The organism is uncultured Maribacter sp., assembly GCF_947496775.1.
Classification (GTDB): Bacteria; Bacteroidota; Bacteroidia; order Flavobacteriales; family Flavobacteriaceae; genus Maribacter_B.
In genome coordinates this window covers 1-17,989 of sequence record NZ_CANMDU010000009.1, presented here as the reverse complement: position 1 = coordinate 17,989, position 17,989 = coordinate 1, and the positions used below count along the sequence as shown (strand labels likewise).

13 protein-coding genes and 1 tRNA gene are annotated in these 17,989 nt (G+C 34.3%); 4 read left to right on the top strand and 10 right to left on the bottom strand.

Annotated features, from left to right (window positions below; translation table 11 throughout):
- Window positions 1-52 precede the first annotated feature (52 nt).
- On the top strand, window positions 53-1,330 hold the full coding sequence (gene murF / locus Q0856_RS13885) for a UDP-N-acetylmuramoyl-tripeptide--D-alanyl-D-alanine ligase (protein ID WP_298505998.1): 1,278 nt from the start codon (window positions 53-55) through the stop codon (window positions 1,328-1,330).
- Window positions 1,331-1,776: 446 nt separating this feature from the next.
- Here the strand turns inward: murF and Q0856_RS13875 are convergent, their stop codons facing one another.
- The 9 genes from Q0856_RS13875 to Q0856_RS13835 form a co-directional block, all read right to left on the bottom strand.
- Window positions 1,777-2,238, bottom strand: coding sequence for a transposase (locus tag Q0856_RS13875; RefSeq protein ID WP_298505995.1), 462 nt, complete (start codon window positions 2,236-2,238; stop codon window positions 1,777-1,779).
- A 253-nt stretch (window positions 2,239-2,491) separates the two neighbouring features.
- Window positions 2,492-2,671 carry a hypothetical protein gene (locus Q0856_RS13870; protein WP_298505992.1) on the bottom strand — a complete coding sequence of 60 codons (180 nt, stop codon included), beginning with the start codon at window positions 2,669-2,671 and terminating at the stop codon, window positions 2,492-2,494.
- Window positions 2,672-2,784: 113 nt separating this feature from the next.
- Window positions 2,785-2,859, bottom strand: a tRNA-Val gene (locus Q0856_RS13865).
- A gap of 62 nt (window positions 2,860-2,921) precedes the next feature.
- Complete coding sequence (locus Q0856_RS13860) at window positions 2,922-4,133, bottom strand: folylpolyglutamate synthase/dihydrofolate synthase family protein (protein ID WP_298505989.1); 1,212 nt, start codon at window positions 4,131-4,133, stop codon at window positions 2,922-2,924.
- Window positions 4,130-5,029 (bottom strand): energy transducer TonB, encoded by a 900-nt coding sequence (locus Q0856_RS13855; protein ID WP_298505986.1) that lies wholly within the window; start codon window positions 5,027-5,029, stop codon window positions 4,130-4,132. The genes Q0856_RS13860 and Q0856_RS13855 overlap by 4 nt, the downstream gene beginning before the upstream one ends.
- The gene (locus tag Q0856_RS13850; protein ID WP_121068890.1) at window positions 5,029-5,415 is read right to left on the bottom strand and encodes a biopolymer transporter ExbD; all 387 of its coding nucleotides are present in this window, start codon (window positions 5,413-5,415) and stop codon (window positions 5,029-5,031) included. The genes Q0856_RS13855 and Q0856_RS13850 overlap by 1 nt, the downstream gene beginning before the upstream one ends.
- Window positions 5,416-5,424: 9 nt before the next feature.
- The gene (locus Q0856_RS13845; RefSeq protein WP_298505983.1) at window positions 5,425-6,117 is read right to left on the bottom strand and encodes a MotA/TolQ/ExbB proton channel family protein; all 693 of its coding nucleotides are present in this window, start codon (window positions 6,115-6,117) and stop codon (window positions 5,425-5,427) included.
- Window positions 6,118-6,167: 50 nt separating this feature from the next.
- The gene (gene nhaD, locus Q0856_RS13840) at window positions 6,168-7,505 is read right to left on the bottom strand and encodes a sodium:proton antiporter NhaD (RefSeq protein ID WP_298505980.1); all 1,338 of its coding nucleotides are present in this window, start codon (window positions 7,503-7,505) and stop codon (window positions 6,168-6,170) included.
- Between the two features lie 290 nt (window positions 7,506-7,795).
- A complete protein-coding gene (locus tag Q0856_RS13835; RefSeq protein WP_298505977.1) occupies window positions 7,796-9,028 on the bottom strand; it encodes a Glu/Leu/Phe/Val dehydrogenase dimerization domain-containing protein in 1,233 nt (410 codons plus the stop codon).
- A gap of 245 nt (window positions 9,029-9,273) precedes the next feature.
- On the opposite strand from Q0856_RS13835, the gene Q0856_RS13830 reads away from it, so the two are divergent.
- The 3 genes from Q0856_RS13830 to Q0856_RS13820 all read left to right on the top strand — a co-directional run bounded on the left by Q0856_RS13830 (window position 9,274) and on the right by Q0856_RS13820 (window position 16,730).
- Window positions 9,274-10,416 (top strand): acyl-CoA dehydrogenase family protein, encoded by a 1,143-nt coding sequence (locus Q0856_RS13830; RefSeq protein WP_298505976.1) that lies wholly within the window; start codon window positions 9,274-9,276, stop codon window positions 10,414-10,416.
- A gap of 328 nt (window positions 10,417-10,744) precedes the next feature.
- A complete protein-coding gene (gltB, locus tag Q0856_RS13825; protein ID WP_298505973.1) occupies window positions 10,745-15,262 on the top strand; it encodes a glutamate synthase large subunit in 4,518 nt (1,505 codons plus the stop codon).
- 4 nt (window positions 15,263-15,266) lie between these two features.
- Window positions 15,267-16,730 carry a glutamate synthase subunit beta gene (locus Q0856_RS13820; protein ID WP_298505970.1) on the top strand — a complete coding sequence of 488 codons (1,464 nt, stop codon included), beginning with the start codon at window positions 15,267-15,269 and terminating at the stop codon, window positions 16,728-16,730.
- A gap of 58 nt (window positions 16,731-16,788) precedes the next feature.
- Here Q0856_RS13820 and Q0856_RS18135 read toward each other — a convergent pair whose 3' ends face one another.
- Window positions 16,789-16,998, bottom strand: coding sequence for a hypothetical protein (locus Q0856_RS18135; RefSeq protein ID WP_366139612.1), 210 nt, complete (start codon window positions 16,996-16,998; stop codon window positions 16,789-16,791).
- Window positions 16,999-17,989 lie beyond the last annotated feature (991 nt).

Below are 17,989 nucleotides of genomic sequence, written 5' to 3'. Positions count from 1 at the left end.
AAACGATTAAAAAAGCCCTTTACAAAAAGGGCTTTTTTTATATCTTCGAACCATGACAATAGAAGAATTACATTCCCATTTTTTACGCTCCTTTAAAATTAGTACGGATACCAGAAAAATAAATGATAATAGTATTTTTTTCGCCCTTAAAGGAGAAAAATTTAACGGCAATTTATACGCTGAAGAAGCCATCTCTAAAGGAGCACATCTTGCAATTGTTGATGAAGATTTATTTCCTGAAAATGACAATGTTATTCTCGTAAAAGACGCTTTAAATACTCTACAACAATTAGCTAATTTCCATCGACAACATTGTAAAGCAAAAGTAATAAGTATTACTGGTAGTAATGGAAAAACAACCACCAAAGAACTTATTCATACAGTACTAAAAAAACAATACAAGACCATAGCTACTAAAGGAAATTTAAATAACCATATAGGCGTTCCACTAACCCTTTTATCCATAAAAAAGGATACCGAAATTGCCATTGTTGAAATGGGCGCAAACCATAAAGAAGAGATTGCTTTTTTATGCTCTATTGCTGAACCAGACTACGGTTATATTACAAATTTTGGAAAAGCGCACTTAGAAGGCTTTGGAGGCATCGAAGGTGTTATTCAAGGAAAAAGCGAATTATACAATTACTTAACTACAAATCAAAAGCAAGTTTTCTTAAATGCGGATGACCCAATTCAAAAAAACAAATTAAGCAATTATATTAAAAAATATGGCTTTTCTCAAAAACAAACGCAGTATTATATAATTGAACTTTTAAGTTCCAATCCTTTTGTTACTCTAAAGGTAGAAAATAACACAATAGAATCTCAACTTATAGGTAAATACAATTTTACAAATTGCTGTGCCGCTATTATTACAGGAAAGTATTTTTCGATTCCACTACCCCAAATAAAAGATGCAATAGAAGGTTATGTTCCAGAAAACAACCGCTCTCAAATTATAAAAAAGAAAGGTTATAAAATAATACTCGACGCATACAATGCCAACCCAACTAGTATGATAGCCGCTTTGGAGAATTTTAACAACATTAAAGAGGATAATAAAGTTTTATTCTTAGGTGATATGTTTGAACTCGGAAGCTCTTCCAATATGGAACATCAAAATATTGCAGATATAGCTCAGGAATTAAATTTTAAGTCTGTGTATTTAATTGGAGAAAATTTTTACCAAACCAGAACTTCCCTTAAGAAATTTGCAACTTTCGAAAACCTTAAGACTTATTTAAAACAAAACAAGGTGCCAAAAAAATCCTCCCTATTAATTAAGGGTTCCCGTGGCATGGCATTAGAAAGAATTTTAGATGTTTTGTAAAATATCCTTAAACTTTAATTTATTGCAACAACAATAAAGATTTACTTCCCCAAACCTACCCAAATAGTTTTCAACAAACTAACTAAAAAATTCCGCAGAAGGATTGGTGCTTCTGCTATCAATGTAGTTTAGGATGTTCTTGTAATGAATAGACATTGTTCTAGATATACTATTAAAGCTTTTGAATTTGACCTGTCCTACTTTTCTATCCCATTTAACCAATCATATTAGTGCCGAAGTTTTGTCTTTGGTGTTGTCAAAAATCCAAGATAGGTTTTAGCACAACTTGTACACTTTTTCAATATCAGGATATCGCTGAAAGAGTATTTTTGCTCTTTCGGATTGATTATGCGCCCATTTACCTCTGTTCTTATATAGCAGATATCTACTTCGGGTTAAAGCTGTCTTAAGGCATCTCCATTAGTAAATAGTTCAGGGGGTATATTTCAAAGATTATTTCTAGAGTTTTCTATTGCATCGTTTTCAATATCGAGAGCTTCCCGTCTACGCTTAATTCCGATTTCTTGAAGGGCATCCAAGACTAGTTTCTGTACATGAAACCTATTTATAACCTGTGTGGCATTAGGGAATGATTTTTTAGCAATGAGTCCCATATTATCAGCCATATCCAAAGTAACCCCTTTTACTTTTTTTCGTTGTCTTACAGGAATCTTGCGTAGAATTTTAATGACCACTTCTGCTTTGGTTCCTTTAATCATAGCTGTTACGGCTTCTTTCTTTTGCTTTTTTTTGGTCAGTATGGTATATAGATCTCCATTGGAAAAAGCGGTTTCGTCCAAAGAAAGATAAGTTCCTAGATTCTTAGGAAACAACATCCAATTTTTTGCATGTTTCTTTTGATTCCAAGACAGTAAGTCGCTTAAATAATCTTTGTGTTGCCTTTGCATACTTCTAGGGTTCACACCATAGAACTTCGATACAACTGCCGCACTGGATGCATTGCCACTAATGGATCTCTTTTAAAAAAAGCAGCAAAACCACTAGTAATTCTAGTTCCTTTTGCTACTAATTACCAATCTCTTGTAACTACCTTTTGCGTAGATTCATTAAGCCATTTACGTCGTGTAATATGTAGAAATACATTCGTACCAGGCATAGGAAAATATTGAACCGCAGCTTCTCCAAAGAAACCTTTGGAATTTAGATTGGCTTCTTTAAATTCTTTTGGGGTACTGTATTTAATACTGTAAAGTAAAAGTGTATCTCTTCTCCTTTAATCTCATGCTTGGTCATATCAAAATACCGAACAAGGCCTTCGGGAAGTAATAAATTAGCAGCTACAAATAAAGCGCCTGAGGACATAGAAATTCTTAAACTCAAAGTTCACCCTTATTTAACTACTCCATAACTTTTTGTGTTGAGCCAAAATTCCTCGGTCTAACTTAGCACAAATAAAAAAAGCTTCCAATGAATTGGAAGCTTTTTTATTACTGTGGGCCCTACTGGATTCGAACCAGTGACCCCCTGCTTGTAAGGCAGGTGCTCTGAACCAACTGAGCTAAGAGCCCTTGTTAAGGGTGTGCAAATATATAATAGTTTTTTACTTTGTCAAAAGAAAAAATGAAAAATTTTAAAGTATTTCTGCTACTACAAAATTACTTCCACCAACAAAAATAAAATCAGATTCGTTAGCGTTTTTCTTCGCCGCAATTAAAGCTTCTGAAACTGAGTTATATACACTTCCTTTTAAACCAAAAAGTTTCGCTTTACTTTTTAAATCACCTTCATTTAATCCTCTAAAAATATTTGGTCTACAAAAATAATATTTTGCACTTTTTGGAAATAACGGCAATACCGTTTCTAAATTCTTATCTTTTACAAAACCTAAAACAATATGTAAATCTGTGTAGTTTTGCTTTTTTATCTGATTAACAACTAATTTTAATCCCTCTTGATTATGAGCAGTATCACAAACTAATAAAGGTTTAGAGCCTAGCTCCTGCCACCTACCTAATAAACCTGTATTATTTACTACATTTTTTAAACCTTGCTTAATATTCTCTTCTGTGACTTTAAAAGTCTTTAAAACCTTTAAAAGAGCTACTACCCCTTTTATATTTTTCGTTTGATACGATCCTAATAAATCCGTTATATATTCCTTACTATCCAAAGTAGATGCAAAAATTATTTCTGCATTATTCTTTTTAGCTATATCATTAAAAACATTAGCCGTTTCCTCTTGGTATTCACTAATAACAACTGGAATATTCTCTTTTATAATCCCTGCTTTTTCAAAAGCTATTTTTGGTAAAGTATCTCCCAATAAATCGGTATGATCTAATCCTATATTGGTTATTAAAGTAGCTTCTGGCATAATAATATTAGTAGAGTCTAATCTACCTCCTAACCCTACTTCAATCACAGCTACATCTACTTTTTCATCAGCAAAATAATCAAAGGCCATTCCCACTGTCATCTCAAAAAAAGACAAATTATTAGCTTCAAAAAAAGCTTTATTCTCTTCTATAAAATTAACAACATATGATTCTGAAATAGGAAGACCATTAATTCTAATTCGTTCTCTAAAGTCTTTTAAATGCGGTGATGTATACAAACCAACATTATAGCCTGCTTCCTGTAAAATGGATGCCAACATATGACTACTAGACCCTTTACCATTAGTTCCAGCTACATGTATAGTTTTAAATTTTAGATGCGGATTTTGAAGATGTAATGCTAGTTTTTTTATATTTTCTAACTTAGCATTAAAAGCAGATTTCCCTTTTTGCTGATACATTGGAAGTTGCCCGAACATCCAATCCAAGGTTTCTAAATAGGTCACTCTCCTAGTTTAAAATTAACAACAACAAAACCAACTTGTTGGCTTGGAGCTTTGGAATCCAAGTTCCATTTATGCTTAAATGCAGTTCGTTTAGCAGGCTCTAATAGGCATGGGTTATTATTTGTAGTACCTCTAACACCTGGAGTGGCACTTATAACTTTTCCATTTCTATCTACAATTATTTTTACTACCACTCTACCGGCTTCATTGCATTCTTGCGCAACTTTCCCTTTGTTTACTAAAGATCTACCATTTAACCCATAGCCACCTGTACCGCTACCCGAACCTGGACTACCGTAATAACTAGTTGCATAAGGATTTCCATTAGGTTGCCCTTTATCTCCTGCTTTAGCATCATCTCCCTCACTACCAGAAGCCGTTCCATCCGATTTATTTAAGCCACCCATCATAGCATCTAATTTTGCTTTTTTTGCTGCTTTTTCTTTTCTTATTTTTTCTTCAGCGTCTCGCTTTTCTTTAGCTATACGCGCCGCTTCAGCCTTTGCTTTCTTAGCAGCATCATCTGCTTTTTTCTTTGCTTTTTGCTGCTGTTTCACCTTAATAGATTCTTCACTTTCTTGAGTAAGAACTTTCTCAGTAGGCGCTTCTTTTGCAACTTCTGGCTCCGAAACTTGCTCTTGCACCTGCTCCTCTACCACCTCCTCTTGCATAATTTCCTCTGGAGGCGTATCCAAAGGCTCTGATCTAATTTTTTCTTTAGGTTGCACTCTTCCACTTCCAAAGTTGGTTGTACCAAAATTTACAGATATACCATTTTCCTCTGGTGGATCCATATACGTAAGACCTATATAAAAAAGGACAAGTAAAAGCACACTTAATAAAAGTGTAGTTATAGTGAAAGAATTTTTCTTATGTTTAGTGTCTAAAAATGCCATTAATTTGGTCGCACTGCCAAAATAACCTTATAACTATTTCTATTTGCAATATCCATAACGTTTACCGCCTCTTTAATAGCAACACTTTCTTCTGCTCTAAGAATAATAGTGGGTTTTTCTTGTCCTTCTAGTGCCTTTTTTAATTCAATTTCAATATATTCTCCGTTAATTCTCTCATTATTAACGTAGTATTGCAAATTTTTATCTATACTAACGGACACGTTTTGTGTATTAGTAGATTTCCCCTTTGCTTTAGGTAATAGTAAATCTAGAGCATTCGGAGAATTTGCTGTAAGCATAAAAAATATTAACAACAGAAAAACTATATCTGTCATGGAGGACATACTAAAGTCTGGACTTACTTTATTTCTTCCTTTTAGTTTCATACAGTGTTTCTAAAGAGGTTCGTTTAATAAATCTAAGAAATCTACCGCATTTGCCTCCATTTTATGCACCACCTTATCCGTTCTATTCACCAAATGGTTATATCCGATGTACGCTATAATACCAACAATTAAACCTGCTACTGTTGTTGTCATTGCCGTATAAATACCAGAAGCCAAAGACCCCATTTCCGCTTGTCCTCCGCTACTTGCCATTTCATGGAATGCCAAAATCATACCAATTACAGTTCCAAGGAAACCAATCATTGGCGCAGCCCCAGCAACCGTTGCCAATATACTTACATTTTTCTCTAATTTATAGACCTCTAAAGTACCTGCATTTTCAATTGCGGTATTTATATCATCCAAAGGTTTTCCTATTCTAGAAACCCCTTTCTCTGTTAATCTAGCTACAGGAGAATCGGTTTGAGCACATAACAACTTGGCCGCTTCTAACTTTCCATTGGTGACATGATCACGTATCTGATTCATGAAATTTTTATCAATTTTTGAAGCAGCATTTACCGCCAACAATCGCTCAAAATAAATATATAGAGCCACGGCCAACATAATAAATAATACAGATATAATAATTACACTTCCTGTACCACCATTAAAAATTAGGTCTACAACAGATAATGTTTTTTCTTCGGAGATTACCTCTCCAGCAGGAGTATCCTGCGCTAAATCTTGAAACAATAACATATAATTTCTCTTATTGGAGTTGCCATTATAACGCCATTTTATCTATTAAATTATCCATGAAGCACAAAATCACGTAAAAATATAAATGCGCCTGCTCCAGAAAGAAAACCAATAAGCGCCAACCAAGCAATATTCTTGAAATACCAAAAGAAATCTATCTTTTCCATTCCCATAGCAACTACACCAGCGGCTGAACCAATTATCAACATACTACCACCTGTTCCAGCAGAATAAGCAATAAAATGCCATAAAGGATTATCCATTCCTTCAGAAAACATTCCCAAACTCGCTGCAACTAAAGGCACATTATCAATAACAGCAGAACCAACACCAAATAACATAACTACAATGTCTGTATTGGGAATCGCTGAATTCAGTCCTTCCGCATAATGGAATAACATCCCTAAAGACTCTAAAGCAGCAACTGCTAACAATATCCCTAAGAAGAATAATATACTTGGCAGCTCTATTTTAGATAACGAATGATGTACTGGACTATGGTGCCCCACGATATCATCTCCTTCACCCTCTACATTAGAAATACTAAATTTAGAATTACTATATATCTCTGCAAAAGTTGCAACAACTGCAAGAGAAAGCATCATACCAACATAAGGAGGTAAATGTGTAATCGTCTTAAAGAAAGGAACAAAAATTATTGCTCCTAAACCCAAATACAACATAGTGGAACCAAACTTAGATTTAGGCTCTTCCAAACCACCTAATTCACTATCTATGTTTCCTTTAAAAGCTTTAAATCTACTCGCCAATAAAACAGGAACAACCATACAAACTATAGATGGCAACAATACATGTTTCACTAACTCTAAAGCAGACACTTTATTAGCAATCCACAACATAGTAGTGGTAACATCCCCAATAGGAGACCAAGCTCCACCTGCATTGGCAGTTATAATTATCATACCAGCAAACCATAGTCTTGTCTCTCTATCTTTTATAACTTTCTGAAGAATTGTTATTAAAACAATAGTAGCTGTTAAGTTATCTATTATAGCGGATAAAATAAATGCTAAAATTGAAAATAACCATAAAAGCTTACGCTTACTTCTTGTTCGTATATACCCTTTAATAGTAGCAAAACCATCAAAATAATCAATAATCTCTACTATGGTCATCGCACCCAATAGGAAAACTAAAATTTCTGCTGTCTTCCCTAAGTGATGCAGCAGTATTTCTTCAATCTGGGTCGGCTCTAATTCTCTTAGCTCCGCATTAACCTCAAAAACATCCATATGCGTTAATGCGATTATTGCCCATAAAATAGCCATCATAGCCAAGGCTGGGATTAATTTATCAATTTTAAGGTTGTGTTCTAAGGTAATGGCTAAATATCCTGCCAAAAAAACAATAATAATTATAGTCTCCATTTTTGGATTGGTTTAAATTAGTGGATTTCAATGTTAATACTAAATCCTTGTTTATAATAAACTTTGAAGAATTTTTGCTAAAGATATTCAAAATTGACTTTTTATCAGCAAAAGAAGTGGCAGAAAATAGGAATAAAAAAAATTTGCTACCTTTTAAAAGGTGCACAAGATATATTCATAAAAAATTATAATGTAATAGCATAGCATATAACAGTAAATATTATGTTACAAAAAACTACTATTGATTGAATCAATAGTAGTTTTTTTATCACTCCATTAATAAAACCGTTTTACACCAATTGCTTCAATGCAATTTCAAATCCTGTTTTACTAATATTTAATGTAGAAGAATTTTGTTGATATATTTTTAACAATGCTTCCTTAATTGTATTAGAGGTATCTGTAAAAATCAACTCATCATCTATACCAACTCTTTTTTCCATAAAATATGCAAACACCCTTGCCATTCCGCAGTTAGAAATAAAATCGGGAATTAAACTTACTTTACCATCGGTATATTCCATTATAGGTCCAAAAAATATTTCCTTATCGGCAAAAGGAACATTAGCCCCACAAGATATAACCTCTAAGCCGGTATCTATCATTTTAGATATTTGTTCCTTTGTAATTAATCTAGATGCCGCACACGGTACAAAAATCTCTGTAGCTAAGGTCCAGATACGTTCATTGATTTCCTCAAAAGGAATAAAGTCAGCTTTGGGAGCAACTAAAGTATTTCCGTTTTTATTCAAGAAAAGACCTTTAATCTCATCAAATGAAAAACCTTCTTCTTTAATAATTCCCCCATCACGATCTATAATACCCACTATGGTAGCACCCATTAAAGCCAAATAATATGCCGCAGCACTTCCCACATTCCCAAAACCTTGGACTACGGCTCTTTTTCCTTTTACATCTCCTTCGTAAATAGTATAATAATGCTTTACTGCCTCTGCAACACCATACCCAGTAATCATATCGGCAACGGTATATTTCCTAGAAACTTCAGGAGAATAATTAGCGTTTTCTATAGCTTTTATAACTCCTAACCTAAGTTGCCCTATTCTATTTATTTTATCTGCCTCTGTTGGTTTAAAATGCCCATTAAAAACACCTTCTTGCGGGTGCCAAACTCCAGCATCTTCCGTAATAGGAATTACTTCATGAATTTCATCAACATTTAAATCACCACCAGTTCCATAATAACTTTTTAATAATGGCGCAACAGCGTTATACCAACGCTTTAAAACTCCTTTTTTCCTAGGGTCATTGGGATCAAAATTAATCCCCGACTTGGCTCCACCAATAGCAGGCCCAGATACCGTAAACTTTACTTCCATAGTTTTTGCCAAAGACAAAACCTCATTAACATCTAACCCTTTTCGCATTCTGGTTCCTCCTCCGGCGGCGCCTCCTCTTAAAGAGTTTATTACTGTCCAACCCTCAGCCTCTGTTTCAGAATCTTTCCAATTAAAAACTATTTCAGCTTGCTTATTCTCGTATGTATGTAGTAATTCTTTCATAAGAATTAATTATAATAAAATTAGTATATGATATTTGTTTTCTAAATAATCTCCGAAAAAAATAAAATCTGTTTCCCCAAAAAAAGGGGTTACTGCTGCCTCATATAATATTATTAAAAATCAATTCTAGAAAAGCAAATATATACAAACAGCTGTATTTGCACAAAATTAATAGCCTTCTAATTATGCGAATATCGCATTATAACCTTATATTAGCGATTATATTTTATCATAATTTCAATTATATGGACTATACTTTAACAGAAGAGCAAAAAATGATACAACAAGCCGCAAGGGATTTTGCTCAAAACGAATTACTTCCTGGAGTAATAGAAAGAGACGATGCGCAACAGTTTCCAACGGAACAAGTAAAAAAAATGGGAGAGCTAGGTTTTCTTGGAATGATGGTAAATCCAAAATACGGAGGCAGCGGATTAGACACTGTTTCCTACGCCATTGTAATGGAAGAGTTATCCAAAGTAGATGCCTCTTCTTCTGTAGTTGTTTCCGTAAATAACTCCTTGGTCTGTTATGGTATTGAAGCATACGGAACAGAAGAGCAAAAAGAAAAATATCTTACTAAACTAGCTACTGGAGAAATTATTGGAGCCTTCTGCTTATCAGAACCAGAAGCTGGTAGCGATGCAACCTCACAAAAAACAACAGCAATAGACAAAGGAGACTATTATGTGCTAAATGGCACCAAAAACTGGATTACAAATGGCAGTACTGCTAGCGTTTATATCGTTATTGCACAAACCGATAAAGAAAAAGGGCATAAAGGCATTAATGCCTTAATAGTGGAAAAAGGAGCCGAAGGTTTTGAAATTGGTCCTAAAGAAAATAAATTAGGGATTAGAGGTAGTGATACGCATTCTTTAATTTTTAATGATGTAAAAGTCCCAAAAGAAAACAGAATTGGCGAAGACGGTTTTGGTTTTAAATTTGCTATGAAAACTTTATCCGGAGGAAGAATAGGCATTGCTTCTCAAGCATTAGGAATTGCTACAGGCGCTTATGAATTAGCTAAAGAATACTCTAATCAACGTAAATCATTTGGCACAGAAATTTCTAACCACCAAGCTATAGCATTTAAATTAGCAGATATGCATACCCAAATTGAAGCTGCAAGACACCTTGTTTACAAAGCAGCATGGGACAAAGATAAAGGGCATAATTTTGACCTATCTGGCGCTATGGCCAAACTTTACGCATCTAAAGTTGCAATGGACACAACCATTGAAGCTGTACAAATACATGGAGGTAATGGATTTGTAAAAGAGTACCATGTAGAACGCTTAATGAGAGATGCTAAAATTACCCAGATATATGAAGGAACCTCTGAAATTCAAAAAATCGTTATCTCTAGAGGTATCTTAAAAAATTAAACCAAAAACATCTTACAACAAAATAGCTCTACCCCTTACATTTTAGGGTAGAGCTATTTTTATTTTCACCCCTCCCCTGTTACCTCATTAATATTATTAGGGTTATTTGTTACAAAACACTTAATCCAAAGCATCACCCCCCGAAAAACCTTTTTCAACTGTCTTCAAAGCATTACTTTTATCATTATGATAATTTTAACCTTACAAACATCACTATTTACATATTTTTAAAGGTTTTATTATAATCATTAGGTTTTTTTTAGCATTAAACATTTAACGCTACAAAAAACTTAAATAAAATGATATTTTTGAAGAAATACGATAATCTATGAAGTGGAAAAAACAAGGGTTATACCTACCAGAATTTGAACATGAAAACTGTGGAGCAGGTTTTATTTGCAACCTTAAAGGAGAAAAGGACAACCAAATCATTCATGATGCTTTAGAAATTTTAGTAAAGCTAGAACATCGTGGAGGTGTTAGTTCTGACGGAAAAACAGGAGATGGAGCCGGGTTATTGATTGATATTCCTCATGACTACTTTAAAAGGGTATGCGATTTTGACATTCCGGAGCAAAGAAAGTATGGTGTAGGTATGGTATTTTTACCTAAAACAAAAAACCAATACAACTACTGCAAAAAAGAATTTGAGAAAGAAATAAAAGCACAAGGACTTTCTATTCTAGGTTGGAGAGAAGTTCCTGTAGATTCAACCCAATTAGGAGAAATTGCATTAGCCTCTGAGCCTAATATTGAGCAAATTTTTATTGGGCAAACAGAAGAAATAACAGAAGTAGATTTTAAAGCTAAGTTATACGCCGCTCGTAAAATCACGGAACATACGATTAGAAAATCTAAAATGTCGCAAGCCGACTATTTTTACCTTCCTAGTTTATCTAACACTACCTTAATATACAAAGGTATTATAATGCCCGAAGATATTGGGCCATACTATAAAGATTTACAAGAGAAAGATCTAGTAACTCGTTTGGCATTAGTACACCAACGTTTTTCCACGAATACTATGCCTTCTTGGGAATTAGCACAACCATTCCGCTTCATGTGTCAAAATGGAGAAATAAACACATTACGTGGTAACGTAAGTAGAATGCGTGTTAGAGAAGAAATCATGAAGAGTGATGTCTTTGGCCCTCAGATAGATAAATTATTTCCAATAATATTACCTGGAAAATCTGATTCTGCCTCTATGGATATGGTAGTAGAACTGCTAACGCATACCGGAAGGTCTTTACCAGAAGTAATGATGATGATGATTCCTGAAGCCTGGGAAAAGCACAAAACAATGTCCGAGGAAAGAAAAGCTTTCTACGAGTATAATGCTTGTATCATGGAAGCTTGGGATGGACCAGCTTCTGTTCCTTTTACAGACGGAGATTATATAGGTGCACTTTTAGATCGTAACGGATTAAGACCTTCTCGATATACCGTTACCAAAAGCGGCAAGCTTATCATGTCTTCAGAGATTGGTGTTGTAGAAGTTGCCCCAGAAGACGTAGAAAGTCATGGACGTTTAGAACCGGGAAAAATGTTCTTGGTAGACATGAATGAAGGACGTATTATTAAAGATGAAGAAATTAAAGATAAAATTGTTTTAGAAAGACCATATAAAGAATGGTTAGACAAAACAAGACTTCACTTAAAAGATATACCTTATAATAACGAAACTTGTCCTATAGAAACTATAGATATTAAAACAAGACAACGTTTATTTAATTACACTTTTGAAGATATTCAGGAAGTAATTACCCCTATGGCCATTGTAGGTAAAGAAGCACTAGGTTCTATGGGGATTGATACCCCTTTAGCTGTTTTATCAGACAGACCACAATTAATATCTAACTACTTTAAACAATTATTCGCTCAAGTTACCAACCCGCCACTAGACGGAATTCGTGAAGAAATAGTAACTGATATTAGTTTAAATTTAGGAAAAGACAGAAATATTTTCAGCATTACCGAGAGACAGTGTAGAAAATTAAGAATCCAAAATCCGGTAATATCTAATGCCGATTTAGAAAAAATTAGAGCGGTATCCGTAGAAAGCTTCAAAGCGGAGACCATTCATATGTTATACCCTAAAGCCAAAGGATTAAATGGTTTAGAAGATGCCCTAGAAGATATTGTAGTACAAGTTGAAAAAGCACTAGAAAGAAAAACTAATATTATTATTTTATCTGATAGAGGTGTAAATAAAGATTTAGCTCCTATCCCAGCCTTATTAGCTTGTTCTTATGTAAACCATCAATTAAACAGACTTCGTAAGCGGTCTTATTTTGATATTATCATAGAATCTGCGGAACCGCGTGAGCCACATCATTTTGCCACTTTATTTGGTTATGGCGCTAGTGCCATAAATCCATATATGGTAAATGAAATTATCAGAATGCAGGTTAAAGAAGGTTTCATTACAGGCATAGATGAACAAAAAGCTGTAGATAACTTTAACAAAGCTATTGGTAAAGGAATCCTAAAAGTGATGAACAAAATAGGAATCTCTACATTACATTCGTATAGAGGTTCTCAAATATTCGAAATAGTTGGTTTCAATTCTCAATTCGTAGAAAAATACTTCCCATATACTGCTTCAAGAATAGAGGGTATTGGGTTATATGAAATTGAAAAAGAAATTACTGAGCGTTACAAATATGCATATCCAGACACATTTATAGATAAAAGATTAGGTCTTAATATTGGTGGAGATTACAGATGGAGACGTAATGGAGAAAGACATATGTTTAATCCTACTACCGTTTCTAAACTACAGCAAGCTGTAAGATTAAATGATCAAGACAGCTATAATGTATATGCCAAGGCAGTAAATGAACAGTCCGAGAATTTAATGACTATTCGAGGATTATTTGAATTTGACAACCTTGACCCTATTCCACTCGACGAAGTAGAACCTTGGACAGAAATTGTAAAACGTTTTAAAACAGGGGCAATGTCTTATGGATCTATATCTAGAGAAGCGCATGAAAATTTGGCAATTGCTATGAACCGAATTGGAGGTAAATCTAATTCTGGTGAAGGTGGTGAAGACAGAAAACGTTTTATTCCAGATGCTAATGGAGATAGTCGTAACTCAGCAATTAAGCAAGTTGCATCTGGTCGTTTTGGTGTTACATCCCATTATCTAACAAATGCCAGAGAGATTCAAATAAAAATGGCTCAAGGAGCTAAGCCAGGTGAAGGGGGACAATTACCTGGAGAAAAAGTATTACCATGGATTGCGGCAGCAAGAAATTCTACTCCTTTTGTAGGGTTAATTTCTCCACCACCGCATCACGATATATATTCTATTGAAGACTTAGCCCAATTAATTTATGATTTAAAAAATGCAAATCGCGAGGCCAGAGTAAATGTTAAATTAGTATCCGAAGTTGGCGTAGGTACTATTGCAGCAGGAGTTTCTAAGGCTAAAGCAGATGTTGTTTTAATTGCTGGTTATGATGGTGGTACTGGAGCCTCTCCATTAACATCTTTAAAGCATGCAGGCCTTCCTTGGGAGCTTGGTTTAGCCGAAGCACAACAGACATTAGTTCTAAACAACTTACGTTCTCGTATTGTTGTAGAATGTGACGGACAGTTAAAAACAGGACGTGATGTTGCAATTGCAACACTTTTAGGTGCTGAAGAATTCGGTTTTGCAACTGCTCCATTAGTAGCTTCTGGATGTATTATGATGCGAAAATGCCATTTAAATACGTGCCCAGTGGGTATCGCTACCCAGGATAAAGAATTACGTAAAAACTTTAAAGGTACCCCAGAACACGTAATCAACTTCTTCTATTATGTAGCAAATGAATTAAGAGGTATTATGGCACAATTAGGTTTTAGAACCATGGATGAAATGATTGGTCAAACCCATAAAATAAATGCTAACAAGGCTATTAAACATTATAAGGCCAAAGGATTAGATTTATCCTCTATACTTTACAGACCTGAGTCTTATAGAGAGATGTCTGTTAAAAATTCTGAAAAGCAAGATCATAACTTAGAAAATGTTTTAGACTTTACCATCTTAAAAGATGCTAAAAATGCTATAGAAAATAAAGTACAAACTACTTTAGAATATCCTATATGTAATATAGACAGAACAGTAGGTGCCATTATTAGCAATGAAATTTCCAAAAGACACGGACATCTTGGATTACCAGAAAATACGTTAAACTTAAATTTCACCGGATCAGCTGGTCAAAGTTTTGGAGCTTTTGGAGCAAACGGAGTAACATTTAATTTAGAAGGTAATACCAACGATTATTTAGGAAAAGGGCTATCTGGCGGAAAAATTATTGTAAAGAAACCTGCTAAAGCAGATTTTATTGCCGAAAACAATATTATAGTAGGTAATGTATGTTTGTTTGGCGCTGTAGAAGGAGAAGCATTTATAAACGGTATTGCAGGAGAAAGATTTGCTGTTCGCAACTCTGGAGCCACAACCGTTGTAGAAGGGGTAGGTGATCATGGCTGCGAATATATGACTGGAGGAAAAGTTATAGTTTTAGGAAATACTGGAAGAAACTTTGCTGCTGGAATGAGTGGCGGTATTGCCTACGTATATGATCCTGAAAATAAATTTACAAATGGATTATGTAATACAGAAACTATCGATTTTGAAGAAATCTTACCAGAAGACGCTGCAGATTTAAAACAATGGATTGGAAAACATATTACATATACAAATAGTGCTTTGGCAAAAAAATTAGTAGCAGACTGGGATAATAGCTTAAAGAATTTTGTAAGAGTAATGCCTACAGAATACAAAAAAGCATTAGCTCGTTTAGCAAAAGGTGAAGTAATGGTAGAAGAATTAACAACAGCATAGGACAATGGGAAAAGTAACAGGTTTTAAAGAATTCGAAAGAAAAGATGAAGCATACACACCTGTAAAAGATCGTGTAGAGCATTATAATGAATTTACAGTTCCTTTGAGTGAGAAAAAAATCACAGAGCAAGGTTCTCGTTGTATGGATTGTGGAATACCTTTTTGCCATAGTGGTTGTCCACTTGGTAATTTAATCCCAGATTTTAATCACATGGTACACCAAGGAGAATGGCAAAAAGCTTCTTGGATATTACACTCTACTAACAATTTTCCTGAATTTACAGGGCGTTTATGCCCAGCACCATGCGAACAAGCATGTGTTTTAGGTATAATAGAGGATCCTGTATCTATAGAAAATATAGAAAAAAACATAGTAGAACGTGCTTTTAAAGAAGGTTGGATTAAACCACAACCTCCTAAAACAAGAACAGGAAAAACAATTGCGGTTGTTGGTTCTGGTCCAGCCGGATTGGCAACTGCTCAGCAGTTAAATAGAGCTGGTCACACAGTTACTGTTTTTGAAAGAGATGATGAAATTGGTGGATTGCTACGATACGGTATTCCAAATTTTAAATTAGAAAAAGGAATTATTGATAGACGTGTCGCTATCCTTGAAGCTGAAGGCATTATATTTAAAGTAAATGTAAATGTTGGTGTAAACTACGATGTAGAAGAACTAAAATCTTTTGACGCCATTGTCCTTTGTGGTGGTGCTACAGAAAGAAGAAGCTTACCAACTCCAGGTATAGATGCTGACGGTGTAGTACAAGCTATGGATTTTTTAACACAGCAAACCAAAGTAGTTTTTGGACAAGAAATTAAAAACCAAGTTCTAGCTACAGACAAAAATGTTATTGTAATTGGAGGGGGAGATACTGGTTCAGATTGCATCGGAACATCCAACCGTCAAGGAGCAAAATCAGTAGTAAATTTTGAAATTATGCCAAAACCACCTGGGCATCGTTCCCCTACTACTCCATGGCCCTTTTGGCCTTTACAATTAAAAACTTCTTCTTCGCATAAAGAAGGAGTAGAACGTAACTGGTTAATTAACACCAAAGAGTTCGTAACGAATGAAAACGGAAAGCTTACAGCTCTTAAAACCGTTAATGTAGAATGGGAAATGGTTCCTGGACAACGTCCTAAATTAATTGAAATAGAAGGAACAGAAAAAACCTGGCCTTGTGACTTAGCTTTATTAGCGCTTGGATTCACAGGACCGGAGACCACACTTGCAGATAAATTAGGACTAGAAAAAGACGCTCGTTCTAATTATAAGGCAGCTTATGGAAAATACCAGACTAATGTTTCTAATATATTTACAGCAGGTGATATGCGTCGTGGACAATCATTAATTGTTTGGGCTATATCAGAAGGTAGAGAAGCTGCTCGCCAAGTAGATATATACCTAATGGGAAAATCCGATTTATCTTCCAAAAATGCTGTGGGAGATTTACCTGGTGTATAATATAAAATTGACTAGTCCTGAATAATCGATACAGATTATTGATAATTAAAATTATTATTTAATTCTCAGAGAAGCTAACTTCTCTGAGAATTTTTGTTTTATACTGTTTTGATTTTAGTTTCCTTTGTTGACGCATTTGCTTGGGAGTAAGTATATGTGATACATGTGGTCTAATGTGGTTGTAAACTTCTATAACATCTCTAATTAATTTAGTTTTGATATTTAAGTCGTTTACTTTCTGATTTATATTAAATTTTTGTTTTAAAATCCCATTGACTCTTTATGCTATTGCATTTTTATAATGGCCATATTTTTCAGCCATACTAGTTTGAATATTATTCTGAACCAACAAGTTTTGATAATCATTAAAACAATACTACAGTCCTCTATCTGAATGATGTATTAGAGGAATGTTTTTGTTTTTTCTATTATAAAGAGCCTTTTGCAATGCTCTTAGCGAACCTTCTACTACTAGAGAATTAGATACCTTACAACCTATTATTTTAGAATAAGCATCAGTAATTAAAGCTAAATAGGTTGGATTATTCCTTGTACCTAAATAGGCAATATCACTTACTGTACTATAGATTGTTTATAAACTTTAGCCTTAATGGATCGATAGTATACCTGTCTATCTAGCTCAAGTAAATTACAGATAGAAACTAGAGTTTCTTTGTGTTCTTCTTTGAACTCTCCAATAACTTGGGCTTGTAATTTTTTCTTATTTGAATATCATATTCTTTTTCAGCCAAATCGATTAACATATCAAAAATGATAGTCTTCTTATCTACTCGTTCTGCTAAATGCTCTGCTCTGGCCTTATGTTACTTTAGCAATTTTACCTGAAATATCTGCTGTTATTAAGTCTTTGACACGTTATTTAAACTTTGATTGCTCCTAATCTAAATAACATATTTTCGTAACCAACGACCTATCATAGAGTCTAATAGCAAACAACCTCGGGTCAAGTCCACGAGTCATTAGAAGGAAAATTAGCATTGATTTCGACGCTTGCGTCGGAGCATTTAAATCTCGATTATCGAGTAAAATATGTTAAACTCACAAGTTACACCTCCAATTTCCCTATAGAGTTTCTATTTTATAGAAAAAGAATCCTAATCAAAATCATTGGTTTCTGATATCCGTATACATAAAGGGGTTAATTTTTAATTTATAGTCAAAAAAAAAAGTCCGATACGTAATGTATCGGACTTTGAAGAAGGCGGCTTCCTACTCTCCCACTTGGTGTAGCAGTACCA